This is a genomic window from Brachybacterium sp. AOP42-C2-15, from assembly GCF_052377065.1.
Taxonomy (GTDB): domain Bacteria; phylum Actinomycetota; class Actinomycetes; order Actinomycetales; family Dermabacteraceae; genus Brachybacterium.
Genome location: NZ_JBQSWK010000031.1, coordinates 14,000 through 29,166, shown reverse-complemented (window position 1 = coordinate 29,166; position 15,167 = coordinate 14,000). Strand labels below are relative to the sequence as shown.

13 protein-coding genes are annotated in these 15,167 nt (G+C 69.1%); 4 read left to right on the top strand and 9 right to left on the bottom strand.

From position 1 onward, the window contains the following. Position 1 precedes the first annotated feature (1 nt). The 3 genes from ACT3SQ_RS15085 to ACT3SQ_RS15075 form a co-directional block, all read right to left on the bottom strand. Positions 2 to 400, bottom strand: a complete 399-nt coding sequence (locus tag ACT3SQ_RS15085; protein ID WP_442332765.1) for a GntR family transcriptional regulator — start codon at positions 398 to 400, stop codon at positions 2 to 4. Between the two features lie 203 nt (positions 401 to 603). Next, entirely contained in the window at positions 604 to 1,065 is a 462-nt protein-coding gene (locus tag ACT3SQ_RS15080; RefSeq protein ID WP_441443060.1) for a VOC family protein, read from the bottom strand. A 535-nt stretch (positions 1,066 to 1,600) separates the two neighbouring features. Continuing rightward, entirely contained in the window at positions 1,601 to 2,014 is a 414-nt protein-coding gene (locus ACT3SQ_RS15075; protein WP_441443059.1) for a (R)-mandelonitrile lyase, read from the bottom strand. Positions 2,015 to 2,350: 336 nt separating this feature from the next. On the opposite strand from ACT3SQ_RS15075, the gene ACT3SQ_RS15070 reads away from it, so the two are divergent. Beyond that, on the top strand, positions 2,351 to 4,567 hold the full coding sequence (locus tag ACT3SQ_RS15070) for a Dabb family protein (protein WP_444601299.1): 2,217 nt from the start codon (positions 2,351 to 2,353) through the stop codon (positions 4,565 to 4,567). Positions 4,568 to 4,652: 85 nt separating this feature from the next. On the opposite strand, the gene ACT3SQ_RS15065 is transcribed toward ACT3SQ_RS15070, so the two are convergent. The 4 genes from ACT3SQ_RS15065 to ACT3SQ_RS15050 all read right to left on the bottom strand — a co-directional run bounded on the left by ACT3SQ_RS15065 (position 4,653) and on the right by ACT3SQ_RS15050 (position 9,672). Then, the gene (locus ACT3SQ_RS15065) at positions 4,653 to 6,359 is read right to left on the bottom strand and encodes a glycoside hydrolase family 13 protein (protein ID WP_441444399.1); all 1,707 of its coding nucleotides are present in this window, start codon (positions 6,357 to 6,359) and stop codon (positions 4,653 to 4,655) included. Between the two features lie 146 nt (positions 6,360 to 6,505). Next, the gene (locus ACT3SQ_RS15060) at positions 6,506 to 7,432 is read right to left on the bottom strand and encodes a carbohydrate ABC transporter permease (RefSeq protein WP_441444400.1); all 927 of its coding nucleotides are present in this window, start codon (positions 7,430 to 7,432) and stop codon (positions 6,506 to 6,508) included. A gap of 2 nt (positions 7,433 to 7,434) precedes the next feature. After that, on the bottom strand, positions 7,435 to 8,367 hold the full coding sequence (locus tag ACT3SQ_RS15055; protein ID WP_444601298.1) for a carbohydrate ABC transporter permease: 933 nt from the start codon (positions 8,365 to 8,367) through the stop codon (positions 7,435 to 7,437). A gap of 30 nt (positions 8,368 to 8,397) precedes the next feature. Continuing rightward, positions 8,398 to 9,672 carry an ABC transporter substrate-binding protein gene (locus ACT3SQ_RS15050; RefSeq protein WP_444601297.1) on the bottom strand — a complete coding sequence of 425 codons (1,275 nt, stop codon included), beginning with the start codon at positions 9,670 to 9,672 and terminating at the stop codon, positions 8,398 to 8,400. A gap of 110 nt (positions 9,673 to 9,782) precedes the next feature. Here ACT3SQ_RS15050 and ACT3SQ_RS15045 point away from each other — a divergent pair, with 110 nt between their 5' ends. Both ACT3SQ_RS15045 and ACT3SQ_RS15040 read left to right on the top strand, forming a co-directional pair. Then, positions 9,783 to 11,045 (top strand): ROK family protein, encoded by a 1,263-nt coding sequence (locus tag ACT3SQ_RS15045; protein ID WP_442332417.1) that lies wholly within the window; start codon positions 9,783 to 9,785, stop codon positions 11,043 to 11,045. A gap of 43 nt (positions 11,046 to 11,088) precedes the next feature. Further along, on the top strand, positions 11,089 to 12,207 hold the full coding sequence (locus ACT3SQ_RS15040; protein WP_442332416.1) for a Gfo/Idh/MocA family protein: 1,119 nt from the start codon (positions 11,089 to 11,091) through the stop codon (positions 12,205 to 12,207). A gap of 117 nt (positions 12,208 to 12,324) precedes the next feature. Here ACT3SQ_RS15040 and ACT3SQ_RS15035 read toward each other — a convergent pair whose 3' ends face one another. Then, positions 12,325 to 12,681 (bottom strand): glycine betaine ABC transporter substrate-binding protein, encoded by a 357-nt coding sequence (locus ACT3SQ_RS15035; RefSeq protein WP_444601296.1) that lies wholly within the window; start codon positions 12,679 to 12,681, stop codon positions 12,325 to 12,327. Further along, positions 12,575 to 13,324, bottom strand: coding sequence for a dienelactone hydrolase family protein (locus tag ACT3SQ_RS15030; RefSeq protein WP_442332414.1), 750 nt, complete (start codon positions 13,322 to 13,324; stop codon positions 12,575 to 12,577). The genes ACT3SQ_RS15035 and ACT3SQ_RS15030 overlap by 107 nt, the downstream gene beginning before the upstream one ends. Before the next feature lie 137 nt (positions 13,325 to 13,461). On the opposite strand from ACT3SQ_RS15030, the gene ACT3SQ_RS15025 reads away from it, so the two are divergent. Further along, entirely contained in the window at positions 13,462 to 15,165 is a 1,704-nt protein-coding gene (locus tag ACT3SQ_RS15025) for an AMP-binding protein (RefSeq protein ID WP_442332413.1), read from the top strand. Positions 15,166 to 15,167: the final 2 nt, after the last annotated feature.

The window sequence follows — 15,167 nt, the reverse complement described above, 5'->3', positions numbered from 1 at the left end:
CTCAGGCTCCCTCGGTCTGGGGACTGCCGTTGCTGTCGTGGTCATGGTGATTCCATCTCTCGGTGAGGAGCTGCTGGGCCTGGCTTCGCCCCATGCCGAAGCCTCGGGCGTGCTGGATGAAGTCGTCTGCGGCGCCTTCGGCGAGGTCGGCTCGCAGCCGGTCGATCCGGTCGGTGTCCTCGGTGACGAAGCGGCCGGAGGTGCGTTCGGAGCGGCACAGCCCCTCGCGCTCGAGCTCGGCCAGAGCTCGTTGGATCGTGTTCGGGTTGACGCCGAGCTCGGTGGCGAGCCCGCGAACGCCCGGGATCTTGGCTCCAGCGGGCCACTGGCCGACGACGATCCGGCGGGAGAACTCTGTGACCAGCTGCATCCAGATCGGGAGTGAACTGTCGAACTGCATCAGCGACCCCCTGTCTCAATGTATTAGGTAACTAATACAGTAGGACAGTTGTAGGGCGCGGTCAAGACCCGGACCGGGGAGCGCAGTCCGGGGCGGCGTGGAGGGACGGCTCAGACGGGTCGGTCCAGCCGGGTCAGTCGAGTCGGGTCAGTCCGGCCGTGTCAGTCCAGTCGAGGCAGTTCAGCCGTGTCAGTCCCGCCGTGTCAGTCGAGGCAGAACTCGTTGCCCTCCGGATCGGCCATCACGATGAATCCGATGTTCATCGGCGGCTCGGGCTCGTGGCGCTGCACTCGCGTGGCCCCGAGCGCGAGCAGCTGCTCGCACCGTTCCTCGAGCGCGGCCATCCGCTCCTCCTCGCGGAGGTCCGGTGCGGTGCGCACATCGAGGTGCATCCGATTCTTGGCGACCTTGCCCTCCGGGACCTGCTGGAAGAAGAGTCGCGGCCCGGCCCCGTCGGGATCCTCGAGGGCGGAGGCGCTGTTGCGCTGCTCCTCGGGCACGCCGCTCGCCGCGAGGAAGTCGTCCCACGCCGCCAGTGGATCGGAGCCCGGTGACAGGGCGATGCCGGGAGGGCCCGGATGCACGTATCCGAGCACCTCTCTCCAGAACAGCGAGAGCGTGCGCGGGTCGCGGGCATCGAACGTGATCTGGACGGTGGCGCTCATGGGGTGCTCTCCCGGGGTGTGGGTCCGTGGGGTGCTCGGCTGGTGAAGGGTGGCAGTGTGCCGCTGTGCCCCTATCGTCCGCTGCTGTGCGGACAGGGCCTGTCCGCAGAGTCTGCGTCGGCTCGGCGGGCAGACAGTGCCCGGCGCCCGTCGCCCGTCGCCCGGCGCCCGTCGCCCGTCTGCCGGTACAGCGCACAGGGCACCGGCGCTGCCGATGCCCTGTGCGGGGTGGTGACTCTGCTCAGGCTGCGTGAGCACGTGCAGATCAGAGCACGAGCAGCAGGATGATGATGATCAGCAGAATGGTGGTGAGGCTGATGGGAAGGACGGCCTTGCGCATGGCGATCTCCTTCGGTCGAGGCAACCCACCGGAGTCTCCGACGGGGGCTACCAACGTAGGTGACCGTGTGCTGAAGCGGCTATTCCGAGCATGCCTGAACGGCCCCTACGGGGTGTTCGTGCAGGTCGCAGCGGGAGCAGACCGGATGGTCGACAAATGTGCCCGGGGTCGTGGGGGAGGTCGGGGCCTGTCAGGTCAGGCGCCGACGGCGGCGTTCGCCCGAGCGAACTCCTCGTCGCTCACCGGCTCGAGCCAGATCACGGTCTCGTCGTCCTGATCGGCTTCCTGCACCGCGATGTGGGACATCGGGGAGGCGCTGAGCGCGCCATGCCAGTGCTCCTCGCGCGGCGGGATCCAGACGGTGCGGCCGGGCTCGAGGGTGAGCACCTCCCCGGCGCGGGTGACCACCAAACCCGTGCCGTCGGTCCCGTAGAGCGTCTGGCCCACCGGATGCCAGTGCCAGTGGGTCCGGGAGCCTGGAGCGAAATGCACATGGTTCATCGCTGCCCGCGACTCACCGCGCGGGCCGCGGATCGCATCCAGGAGGACCTCGCCGGTGAATGACGTCTCCGGGCCGGTGGTCGTCGGCGGGCGGTCGAGCTTATCCATCTGGTCCTCCTGCTGGCGGGGGAGTGGTGGTGCCCATCAGATACCCGGGCGGCGTGAAGTGCAAGGCCTCGCCGAGTGGCAAGTAGGGACTTGCGGTGAGTGAAAACCTGCGACCGTTCCTCCACAGTGGCCATTTATCCACAAATTCATCCACAGTCTCGACGGCAGGGGCGCAGGTTTTTGCGACGTCGTCGATGGGGAGCGCGGTGCCGGTGCATCGTTGCAGGTTGTGAGGGTGCTCAGGTCGGTTCAAGGGGATGCCGGGGGCGGCAAGCACGTTATCCACATTTCTCGGACGGGGTTTCGATTCTGGGCCGAACCGGGAAGAATGGAGGCATGTCGACAGCGAATATTCCGGAGTCCTCGCAGGAGCATCCCGCTCCCGAGGCGCTCCTCGCTGCGCTTCGTGAGGCAGGCCCCACCGGTCTCGCGGAGCTGATCGGGGATACCGACTTCCTGCTCTCCGCCATCGCAGCCACCCCGAGACGGATGTTCACGCCCGGTGCGCGACCGCGCGGTACGTACAAGAACCTGCTCGACAAGATCCATGAGGCGCGCAGCTCTCTCGACGCCCTCGAGGCACGCGCCGTGGTCGCGCTCGCCGAGGCGACCACCCGTGACCAGGTGCAGGCCGCGCGTGACGATGCTGCCCACGAGAACTCCTTTCTCCCACCGCTGGACCGGCTGATCCGGCAGGCCGACGCCAGGACCGCACGGGATGTTTCATTGGCCACCAGGCGCTCGCCGTCGACGACGAAGAGGACCTTGACGTCTGCGCGGCGCCTCATCGGCGCCATGCCCCGCATGCTCCAGTCTCTGGCCGGGGGGAAGGTCACGGCCACGGTCGCCTATGCGATCGCCTCCGCAACGGGGCCGCTCGATGACCGGCAGCGCCGCCAGGTCGACGAGGACCTCTTCGCGCGACTGCCGCGGATGGACGGCGCCGGAGTGAAGCGATGGCAGAAAGCTGTCGCCCAGGCCATCGCTGAGCTCGATCCTCACGGTGCCGCCGGTCGTCACCAGGCGGCGCGCAAGAACCGGCACGTGAACTTCACCCCGGGCGAGCACGGCATGGCGACCGTCAGCGCGTACCTGCCGGCCCTCGACGCGAAGCTCGTCCATAAACGGCTCTCCCTCGAGGCGGAACGCCGACGGGCCGACGGTGCTCGGCAGGGCCATGGCGCACTGATGGCGGATGCCTTCACCGACACACTGCTCGGGCGGGACAGCGGGATGGAGCCGGTGACGCTCGAGATCGGGCTCATGATGACCGACCGTGCCCTGCTCTCCCCGGACCATGGGGACGTCGCCCATATCGAGGGCTACGGCCCAGTCCCGGCTGAGGCTCTGCGCGAAGAGCTGCGCAACGCGCTCGCCGAGCCCGAGGATCCGGCTGAGGATCGATTCGGACCGGACGGGCCGCAGCTGCGGGTCGTCCTGCGGCGTCTGTACCTCCATCCCACCGCCGGGGAGCTGGTCGCCGTGGAGTCTCGGGCCCGGGAGTTCCCGGCTGCCCTGAAAAGGTTCCTGAACTGGCGTGATGGCACCTGTCGTGCCCCGTACTGCGATGCGCCCCTGCGCCATCACGACCACATCGTGCCGGCGAGCAAGGGTGGCCCCACCAGCGTGGACAACGGTCAGGGCTCCTGCGCGTACTGCAACCTCGCCAGAGAGGACGACGTCGCCCGGGTCGAGCGCGTCGAGGACCCGGAGCTCCCCGGCCACCTGGTGGCCTGGACCGGTCACGGTGGCACGACGGTCATCACCGCCGCGCCGCCGCTCGGGCCGATCGCGCCGGTGGAGGACAGCCCCGTCGATCGCTCCGAATGCCACGATGAGGACCAGGTCGAGCACTCGGAACAGGACGAGGGCCAGGGCAATGGCCGGGGCGAGGACCAGGAAGAGCCTGGCGGGATCGCCGGCAGTGCCGACGTCGCACCGTGCACGGGTAGCGAGCTGTCGATCAGCTGTCGGATTCCCGAGGGTGACGCCGAGCAGCCCAGCGGATATCCCAGAATGGTCGGACCTCCTCGGGGAAAGCCCGCAAGCGCTGGCGTGCCAGGATGCACCCCACGGGCGACGAAGTCCTGCGACCGGCGCCGTCGTGCGCCGCGACGTCCTGAGACTCGACATCCTGAGACTCGACACTGCGCGCGGCCACCGCGCGCGTCTCGATCTGCTGTGCCGTGGAACCACCGCGTCTCACGTCGTCACCGCCACGCCCTTGCAGCGGGGGTCTCGATCTACTGTGACCTGATGATCCGTCACACCGTTTCCTTCACCCTCGTGCACGCTGCGGACTCCGCAGCGGAGCAGGACTTCCTCACCCAGGCGCCGGCCCTGCTCCGCGAGATCGATGGAGTCGAGGACTTCGCCGTCTCGCGACAGGTCAGCCCCAAGTCGGATTACCGGTTCCAGTTCGCGATGACTTTCGCAGACCAGGCGACCTACGCCGCCTACGATGCGCACCCCGAGCATCAGCAGTTCGTCGCAACGCGGTGGAGCAGCGAAGTCAGCGCCTTCGAGGAACTCGACTTCATCGCTTATCCCTGAAGCATCCGCGCGACGCTCGACAGGACGATGCCCCGGACGCCGACCGCAGTGGTCGGCATCCGGGGCATCGCCGCTGGTCGGCGGATCAGGCTTCCGCGCGCCGCAGCCAGACCGTGGTCGCGCCGGGCAGCTCCTGTGCCGTGCCGTCGGCCGCTGTGAGCGGAGCGCTCGCGAGCAGCACCTCGCCGTCCGGCAGTGCGACCGGCGCGTCACCGAAGTTCGTCACGCTCAACCAGCCGCCGGGCCGCTCGAAGGCGAGGACGTCACCGGTGGAGACCTCCTCGTCCCAGGTCAGCGACTCCTCGCTCTGCAGCTCCCCACGCAGTCGCAGCGCCTCGCGGTACATCTCGAGGGTTGAGCCCGCGACCCCGTCCTCGGCCTCGACCGAGAAGTCCGCGAACCAGGCCGGCTGGGGCAGGTGCGCGCCGCCGGTCCCGAAGCCGAATGAGGAGCCTTCGCGGGTCCAGGGCAGCGGCACCCGGCAGCCATCACGGCCCAGACCGTCGAAGCCGCGATCCTCCGCGGTGGTGCGCCAGAAGGCGGGATCCTGCCGCTGTGCGTCGGGGATCTCGGCCACCTCGTGCAGGCCCAGCTCCTCACCCTGGTACAGGTAGGCGCTGCCGGGCAGGGCCAGCTCGAACATCGTCGCCGCACGCGCGCGGCGCAGACCCAGTTCACGATCGATGCCCTCGTCCGGACCGCCGGCGAGCACCCACTCAGCGCCCTGCTTCACGTCACGACCGGCGCGCGGGGGCAGACCGTAGCGGGTCGCATGGCGCACTCCGTCGTGGTTCGAGAACACCCAGGTGGTGGATGAGCCCGTCGCCGCCGACTGCGCAAGGTTGTCCGTGACGATGTCGCGGAAGTGTGTCGCGTCGAAGTCCGCCTCCATCAGATCGAAGTTGAACGCCTGGCCCAGGCCCTCGGGGCTCGCGTACTTCGCGCGCCGCTCCGGGGTCTCCACCCAGGCCTCCGCCACGGCGGTGCGTGCCGGGGAGTACTCGTTGAACACGGCGCGCCACTCGGCGTAGATCTCATGGACCTCATCGCGGTCCCACAGCGGGTGGGTGCCGTCCTTGGGCATCGCCTGCAGCTCCGCCTTGCTCGGCAGCACCTCGCCGAGATCCTTGGCGAGCCCGTGCGCCACATCGATGCGGAAGCCGTCGACTCCGCGATCCGACCAGAACCGCAGCGTCCGCCTGAAGTCCTCGTGGACCTCGGGGTGCTTCCAGTTGAAGTCGGGCTGCTCGGTGGCGAAGGAGTGCAGGTACCACTGGCCGTCCGGCACCCGGGTCCAGGCCGGGCCGCTGAAGATCGAGGTCCAGTCCGCCGGGGGCAGCTCCCCGTTCTCGCCCGTGCCGTCGCGGAAGATGTACCGCGCCCGAGCGTTCGAGCCCTGCGGGGAGGCCAGCGCCTCGCGGAACCACTCATGGCGGTCCGAGGAGTGGTTGGGGACCAGGTCCACCACCAGCTTGATGCCGGCGTCATGGAGCGCGGCGACCATCTCGTCGAACTCCGTCAGGGTGCCGATCTTCGGATCGACGTCCCGGAAGTCGTCCACGTCGTAGCCGCCGTCCGCGAGCGCGGAGGGGTAGAACGGGCTCAGCCAGACGGCGTCGACGCCGAGCTGCTGCAGGTAGGGCACGCGGGAGATGATCCCGCCCAGGTCACCGATGCCGTCGCCGTTGCTGTCCGCGAAGGAGCGCGGGTAGATCTGGTAGACGGCCGCCTGGCGCCACCAGTCGGCGTCAGCCTGCTGGTCGGCGGGAACGGTCAGGGAAGGAGTGGTCACGGTCGAGGAACCTCCGGGTTCTGCGGGTGGTGGGTGAAGAACGGGTGTGAGGGGAAAGAGTCGGGTGGGGAAGCGGCAGGTGGGCAGGCCGCGCCGGGGCGTCACGAAGGGTGGCCGACGCCGCCGGCCGCCCTCGGGCTCGCCCGCTACTTGATGGCGCCCTGGGTCAGGCCGGACATGACCCAGCGCTGCGCGAACAGGTAGACGATGATCGCCGGCGCCATCGCCATCAGGTACGAGGCGAAGGCGACGTTGTAGCTGTTGCTGAACTGGGTCTGGAACATGTTCTGCAGCACCGGGATGGTCTGCAGCGTAGGGTCCGAGATGATCAGCGACGGCATCATGAAGTCGTTCCACGAGGCGATGAAGGCGAAGATGCCCACGGTCGCGCACATCGGTCCCAGCAGCGGCAGGATCAGCTTCCAGAACACCTTCCAGGTGCCGGCGCCGTCCATCCGCATCGACTCCTCCAGCTCGAGCGGGATGGTGCGCAGGAATGCGGTGAACAGCAGGGTGTTGAACGCGAGGGAGAAGGCGATGTGCAGGATCGCGACCCCCAGCGGGTTGTCCAGCCCGAGCATGCCCGTGAGCTGGATCTGGGGCAGCGCCACCACCGGGAACGGGATGAACATCGCCGCCAGCAGGTAGAAGAACGACCAGCGGAAGGCGCGCCGATCCCAGTTGCGCACGATCGCGTAGGCCGCGAGGGACGAGATCACGATCTCGCCGATCACCGCGATCACCGTGATGAAGATCGAGATGGCGAAGCCGCGCGGGAAGTTCGTGAGGTTCCAGGCCTCGACGAAGCTCGAGAACGTGAGCGGGGAGGGCAGGCCGAACGCATTGCCGTCGACCGCCTGCTCGGTGGTCTTCAGTGCCATGTTCACGGTGACGAACAGCGGCACCAGCACGGCCAGCGCGCCCACCATGAGCAGCACGGTGGCGGACCAGTTGGTGCGATCCCGGCCCACCTTCCCGCGGCGGCGGCGCACGGGCTGCGAGGTGGAGGTCGAGGTGGCGGTGGAGGACGTGGGGCTCGGGGCCGCGGCAGCGGCGGAAGTGGTGGTCGACATGATCAGAACGCCGTCCTTCCTCGGGTGATGCGGAGCTGGAGGAGCGCGAGCGCGATCGAGATCAGGAAGAAGACCATCGCGTTCGCCATCTGGTAGGCGTAATCGCCGCCCTCGAACCCGCGGAAGATCGACATCGCCACGGAGCGGGTGGCCACGCCCGGGCCGCCGTCGGTCAGGCCCACGATGATGTCGTAGGCGTTCAGGTAGTTCTTGAATCCCAGGATCGTGTTGATGACGATGAACCCGGAGACCAGCGGCAGCGTGATGTGCCTGACGCTCTGCCAGCCGGTCGCGCCGTCGATCGACCCGGCCTCGTACACCTCGCCGGGGATGGTGACCAGTCCGGCGATGTAGATGAGCATCGTCGAGGGGATCGACTGCCACGCGGTGACGATCACGATCGACAGCCAGGCCCAGTCGGGGTTGGCGAGGATCGAGGTCGACAGGGCGTCCACGCCGATCGCCTGCCCCAATCCCGGAACGGTGTTCGCGAACAGGTACTGGAACACGAAGGCGATGACGATGCCGGAGATGACCATCGGGATCACGTAGATCGTGCGCAGCGCGGTGGTGAAGCGGATCTTCGAGGTCAGGCCCAGGGCCAGGGCGAAGGCGAGGATGTTCACCAGGATCACGGTGATCAGCGAGAAGCCGAGCGTGAAGGTGTAGGAGCCCAGGATTCCCTGGTCGCGGAACATCGCGATGTAGTTGCGGAAGCCGATGAACTCCCAGTCGCCGAAGCCGATGGAGTTGGTGAAGCTGTAGCCGAAGCCCAGCACCGCCGGCAGGGTGACGGCGAGGCTGAACAGGGCCAGCGAGGGGAACAGGAACAGGTAGTAGAGGGGGTCGATCCGTCGCTTGTGATGGACGATCGGGGTGCGGGATCGGCTCCCGCCGTCACCGGGGGCGGTGCGCGGTGGTGTCGTCGTCGACATCGGGGCTCCTTGCTGAGACGTCATCGGTGATCACTCCCGGAAGGCCAGGCGGGCCCAGTCGGCATCCATGCGCGCCAGGGTCTGCCGGGCGTCGGCGCCGCCGACGATCGACTGGAGGTAGTTCTGGGCCGGGATCGAGTTGGGGATGAACTGGGATGCGCCCATGTAGAAGCGGCCTTCGTCGTAGTACTGCTGCATCTCCGCGATCCGGTCGTCGGTCACCGCCGGGGCATCCTTCGTGGTGCCGAAGGCGAGGAAAGAGTCGTTGTACTGGTTCTGCACCTCCGGCTGCATGAGGAACTGCAGCAGCTCGCGGGCGCCCTGGTGCTCGTTGGCGGCCTCGGGGATCCACAGCGAGAGGTCGATGTTCACGCGCACCTTCAGGTCGGCCGGATCATCGGTCATCGGCAGCGGGAAGGTGCCGAGGTCCAGATCGGAGCCGGACTTCTCGATCTCCCCGAAGGCCCACGGCCCCTGGAAGTACATCGCGGCCTGCTCCCGGGCCATCGCTGTGTTGCCGTCGCCGTAGGCGCGGTTCCCGGCATCGGGGTTCACGTGCTGGACGATCTCCAGCATGCGTTCGACCGGTGCGAGCAGGGTGTTCTGGAAGGAGACCTCGGAGTCGGGGCCGACGTTCTCGCCGAGCTCGTTCATCTGCTCGTAGAAGCTGCGCACGTCGATCATCCCGCCGACGGTGTAGTCGAACAGGCCCTGCGCGACCGTCCAGGGATCCAGGAAGGTTCCGTAGACCGGGGTGACGTCCGCGCTCTGCAGGGTCTCGCAGGCCGTCATGAACTCGTCCCAGGTGGTGGGGACCTCTAGGCCGTGCTCCTCGAAGATCCGCCGGTTGTAGATGACCGAGGCGGCGGTGACCGAGTAGGGCAGCACGCTGGTGCGGCCCTCGTAGGTGGGGTACCAGTCAGCGAGCTCGGCGACGTCCTCGCGGATCATCGCGGCCTCGGGCAGGTCGGAGAGGTCCGAGAGGGCGCCGCGCTCCATGAACCTGCCCATCTCGAGGTTGTAGTTCAGGCAGCCGAGGTCCGGCGGGTTGTTGCGCACGAAGCTCGCCGAGAGGTTCGTGGCGATGTCGTGCTGGACGGAGAAGCGGTCCTGGGAGGTGGAGAAGTCCGCGGCGAGCTGGCTGAAGTAGGGGATCGCCTCCGGTTTGGACTGGTACAGCGTCAACTGGGAGGAGCCGCTTGCACTGCCGCAGGCGGCCAGGGCGGTCGCGGTCAGCGCGCCGCCGGCCCCTGCCAGCAGGGTTCGTCGGTTCAGGCGCCCGCGCGGGCCGTTCGAGGATGACAACGCCGTCTCCTTTGCGAATGGGGCTTGCGAGCCCGCTGTGTGATGCGATCATAGATACGACAGAGGTTATATTTACGATCTATCGAAAGTATGGGGGCGTGGAGCAGACGATGTCAACAGTGCGAGATCGGGGCGCCAGCTCCCCGCAGCTGATGCGCCATACCAACCTCCGGGCGCTGATGCAGCACGCCCTGCGAGCGGAGGCCTTCACCGCGGCCGATGCGATGGCCGCGACCGGTCTCACCCGGGCCACGGTGCTCGGCGTCTGCGCCGAGCTCGAGCAGGCCGGATGGCTCCAGGAAGTCTCCGGCAGCCGCGATGAGGGCACCGTGCAGCGGGGACGCCCGGCCCGTCACTTCGCGCTGCGCGCGGATGCTGCCGTGCTGATCGGCGTGGATGCGGGCCAGCACACCCTCACCGCGCGCGTGGCCGACCTTCGTGGGCGCGAGCTCGCCGCGGCCCGCCGCACGATCGATGGCATCCTGGAGCGCTCGCCGGGGGGCGAGGGAACGGGGGAGGAGAGCGCCGGTCGGGCCCGGGTTCAATCGGTGCGCGAGCTCATCGACCAGGTGCTCGAGCAGGCAGGGGCGCAGGGTCGGCACCGGTTGCTGACGGTGGTCGGCGTCCCCGCCCCGGTCGACTCCTCCGGCCGCTCACCCCGCGGTGACCAGGGCTACTGGCCCGCTATGAACCCGGGCTTCAACGATGTCCTGGACGGCAGGATCGTGGTCGAGAACGATGCGAACCTCGCCGTCCTCGCCGAGCAGGCGCTCGGAGACGCCTCTGCGAGACCCTCGAGCGACCACCTCGCCGCGCTGCTGATGGGAGAGCGCTTCGGCGCGGGTCTCATCGTCGACGGGCACCTGCTGCGCGGGGCCGACGGCGGCGCCGGGGAGATGCGCTTCCTCGACGGCGTGCTCGGCGACTCGCGCGGGGCCGACGGCGTCGCCGCCCTCGCCCGGCGCTGGACCCTCGAGGCCCTCGCGGCGGGGGAGACCTCTGCGGTGCTCGCGCAGATCCCCCGCGCCGACCTCAGCGCGATCGATGTCTTCACCGCCGCGCGGGAGGGGGATCTGCTCGCCCGGGGCGTGCTCGACCGCATCGGGGGCCGGCTCGCCCATATCGCCGCGATCCTCTCCAGTCTGCTCGGCGTCGAGACAGTGGTGGTGGCCGGCGCGATCGCCGAGGCCATCGACCCGGTGCTCGAACGCTCCCGCAGCGTGCTGCCGCAGATCTCCACGCCGCCCTATCCTGCGCTGCGAGCGAGCACGCTGGGCAGGGACGTGGTGGTGCGCGGTGCGATCGAGCTCGCCCTCACCCGACTTCGAGCAGACCCCCTGGACCTGCTCTCCCCAGACCGACCCGCAGCCTGACCGACTGAACAACCGACTGACTGATCGAAGGGAATCACGCACTATGACCGTTGCAGCACCGGAGGGCGCCCAGCGAAACCTGCGCGCCGGAGTGATCGGCCTGGGCTGGGCCGGCCAGCAGCACGTGGCCGCCTATGCCGCCGACCCCACCGTCGATCTCGTCGCCCTGTCCGCGATGGAGGAGCACCTGCTGGAGAAGTTCGGCGCGGAGCACGACGTGCCCGGCCGCTACCAGGACTGGAAGCAGATGCTCGCCGAGGCCGAGCTCGACGTCGTCTCCATCGCCACCCCCACGTTCCTGCACGAACCGATGGCGGTCCACGCCCTCGAGGCGGGCGTGCATGTGCTCACGGAGAAGCCGATGGCCCAGACCGGCGAGGCCGCCGCCCGCATGGTCGAGGCCGCGCACCGTGCGGGCCGGGTGCTCGAGGTGTCCTTCAACCACCGCCAGCGTGGGGACGTCACGGCGCTGAAGTCCGTGGTCGACTCCGGCGTGCTCGGGAAGCTCTACTACGCCAAGGCCGGATGGATCCGTCGCCAGGGCATCCCCGGGCTCGGCACCTGGTTCACCAAGGCCGCGAGCTCGGGCGGCGGAGCGATGATGGACATCGGTATCCACATGCTCGACATGACCCTCCACCTGATGGGCGAACCCGAGGTCACCGCGGCATCCGCCGCCGCCCACGCCGAGTTCGGTCCGCTGGGCCGGGGCGGCTCCGGCTTCGGCATCTCGCAGGTCGAAGAGGGCGTGCCCTTCGAGGTCGAGGACCTCGCCACGGCCTTCCTGCGCCTGGACGGCGGGGGCACGATGCTGCTGGAGTCCAGCTGGGCCCAGTGGATCCCGCACGACCTCTGCTACGTCACCCTCTATGGGGCTGACGGCGGTGCCACGATCGAATGGGGCGGCGATCCCACGCACCCGCACCAGATGCTGAAGGTCTGGACCGAGGTCGCGGGCATCCCCGCCGAGCTGCAGCCGGTGGTCGGCGAGGACGGCCGGCACGCCGGGGCGATCGCCGAGTTCCTCCAGAAGGTGCGCTCCGAGGACTGGTCCGCGCACGACGGCTCGCTCGCGCTGCGTCGCGCCCGCGTGATCGACGCCTGCTACGCCTCAGCGGCGGCCGGCGCTGAAGTTGCGGTCGAGGTGGCGGCCGCCGACTGAGCGGGCCTCCCACCTGAGCAGGCACGAGGGGCCGACCGCGATCACTCGCGATCGGCCCCTCGTGCCACGTCCAGCCGGTGGGCGGACCCGTCGGCAGTATCTCCGGGCTCTGCAGCCTCAAGCCTCCGGGGGCGCTGGGATGACGTCCGGGTTCTCCTCGAGCCAGGCCGCCACGGCCTCGGCCTCCTTGCCCTCTCCGAACTCGTTGACGACCTTGTCCTCCAGGTCGTTGTAGAGCTCGCCGGAGATCTGGATCCGGCTGAGGTGGTCGGCGGCCTCGGGGAAGTCCTCCGTGAACCCCTTGCGGCCCAGGATGTGCAGCGCCTCGGAATGACGACCGGAGCGTGGTTCTGAAGGTTCTGCAGGCTCAGCTGCGCGAGTGCAGCGCCTCTGCGAGGAAGTCGACGGTCTGCTGCCAGGCGGCCTCGGCGGCCTCGGAGTGGTGCAGCCCGGGATGGGGGTTGTCGAAAGCATGGCCGGCACCCTCGTGCACGCGGAAGCGCACCTGGTCACGGGTGTCATCGGCGGTGACCGCCCGGCGGATCTCCTGAACGGCCTCCTGGGGGATGAAGGCGTCGGCGGTGCCGAAGTGGTGCAGGCTCGGCACCTCTACCTGCGTGGCACGGTCCAGGAGGGTGGGCAGGGCGGAGCCGTAGTAGCTGATGAGCACCGACGGCGGTCGCTCCTCCTCGGCGGCCGAGGCGGCGGCGGCGAAGGCCAGCCCGCCGCCGTAGCAGAAGCCGAACAGGCCCACCTGCTCCACATCGACGGCGCCGTGGGCGCGCAGCGCATTCAGCGCGGCGATCGCGTCGGCCTCAGCACGCTCCCAGGGAAGCTGCCCGGTCAGTGCGACACCCTCGGCGAGCCAGGAGTCGAAGTCGTCCCAATCCTCCAGCCCCACCAGCGGCGGGTCCAGACGGGCGAACAGCTGTGGGGCGAGCACCGCATAGCCGAGCGCGGCGAGATCCGCGCAGCGCTGCTGCATGTAGTCGGACAGGCCGAAGATCTCCTGCAGCACCACCAGGCCGGGAACCGGCTCCTCGAGGTCCTCCGGCAGCCAGAGCAGTCCGGGCAGGTCGCCGGCATCGGTGGGGATCTGAAGCGTCGTCGCAGTCACGCCCTGACTGTAACCCGCGTGCCTGCGCCGGGGACTCCGGAATCACGGCACCTGGCAGTCGCGTCGCCGGTGGCCTTCAGGGACCGGGCCTACCCTGATCCTGACCGACCCGTCGCCATCACCGCTGAGGACCGACCATGACCGCTCTCGAGGATCGCTGGACCGCCGCCTACGCCCCTGGGGTGCGCCGCCACCTCGACTATCCCGCCGGTTCCCTGGTCGACGAGTTCGATGCGTTCACCGCGACCTATGCGGAGCAGCCAGCGCTGGACTTCTTCGGCCGACGCACGAGCTACACCGAGCTCGCCGCCCAGGTGCGAGCCGTGGCCGGGAACCTCCATGCCCTGGGCGTACGGCCGGGCTCCACGGTGGCGCTGCTGATGCCCACCTGCCCCCAGCACGTGGTCGCCTTCTACGCCGTCCTGCTGTGCGGCGCGACCGCGGTCGAGCACAACCCGCTCTACCCGGCCCACGAGCTCGCACCGATGTTCGCCGACCACCATGCGGAGGTCGCGATCGTGTGGAACGCCGCGGCCGGGACCCTGCAGGAGCTGCCGGAGGACGTGCGCCCGCACACGATCATCGCCGTGGACCTCATCGAAGAGATGCCGCGGGGGAAGCGCGCCCTGCTGCGGCTGCCGCTGAAGAAGGCCCGTGCCTCACGCAATCAGCTCTCCCGGCCTGCGCCGGCTGGCACCCTGCCCTTCTCCCGGCTGCGCCGCGAGGGCGCGCAGGCACCCCTCGCCTCCCGCCCCGAGCGTGAGGACATCGCACTGCTGCTGTACACCTCGGGCACCACCGGCACACCCAAGGGCGTGCCGCTCAGCCACGCCAACCTGATCGCCTCGACCACCCAGGCGCACGAATGGGTCACGCCCCTGGTCCCGGGCAAGGAGGTGTTCATGGCCTGCCTGCCGCTCTTCCACGTGTTCGGATGCTCGCTGTCGATGAACGCGGGACTGACCGTCGGGGCGATGCTGCACCTGATCCCCAAGCCCGAGACCGGGCTGATCCTCGATGCGATCAAGCGCGCGATGCCGACGACGATGATCGCGGTCCCGCCGCTGTTCGACCGTGTGGTCACCGGGGCGAAGGAGCGCGGGGTCTCGCTTCGGGGGATCCGCACCGGGGTCGCCGGGGCGATGCCGCTGCGGCCCGAGCTCATCGCGGCCTGGGAAGAGGCCACTGGGGGTTTCCTGATCGAGGGCTACGGACTCTCGGAATGCTCTCCGATCGTGTGCGGCAACCCGGTCGACAGCACCCGAACACCGGGATCGATCGGCGTGCCGTTCCCTGACACCCAGGTGCGCCTGGTCGACCCCGAGGACCTCGACCGGGACGTGGAGCCGGGTGAGGCGGGGGAGATCCTGGTCCGGGGCCCGCAGGTGTTCTCCGGATACCGCGACCGTCCCGAGGCGACCGCCGAGGCGTTCCATGACGGCTGGTTCCGCACCGGAGACATCGCCCAGGTCGACGAACGCGGGTTCCTGACGATCGTCGATCGGCTCAAGGAGATGGTGATCACCGGCGGTTTCAACGTCTATCCCTCCGAGGTCGAGGACGCGATCCGGGGGGAGCACGGCATCGAGGACATCGCCGTGGTGGGCCTGCTCGACGAGCAGGGCGCTGAAGAGGTAGTCGCCGCGATCGTCACGCCGGATGGAGTGCTCCCCGACGTCGAGGACCTGCGCCGACTGCTCAAGGAGCGGCTGACGGCCTACAAGGTGCCGCGCCGTTTCCACGTGCTCGCCGAGCTCCCGCGCAATGAGATGGGCAAGGTCCTGCGCCGTGAGGTCCGCGACCGGCTCCAGGAGCTCGACCGCCGACGCCCCCGGCGCTGAGC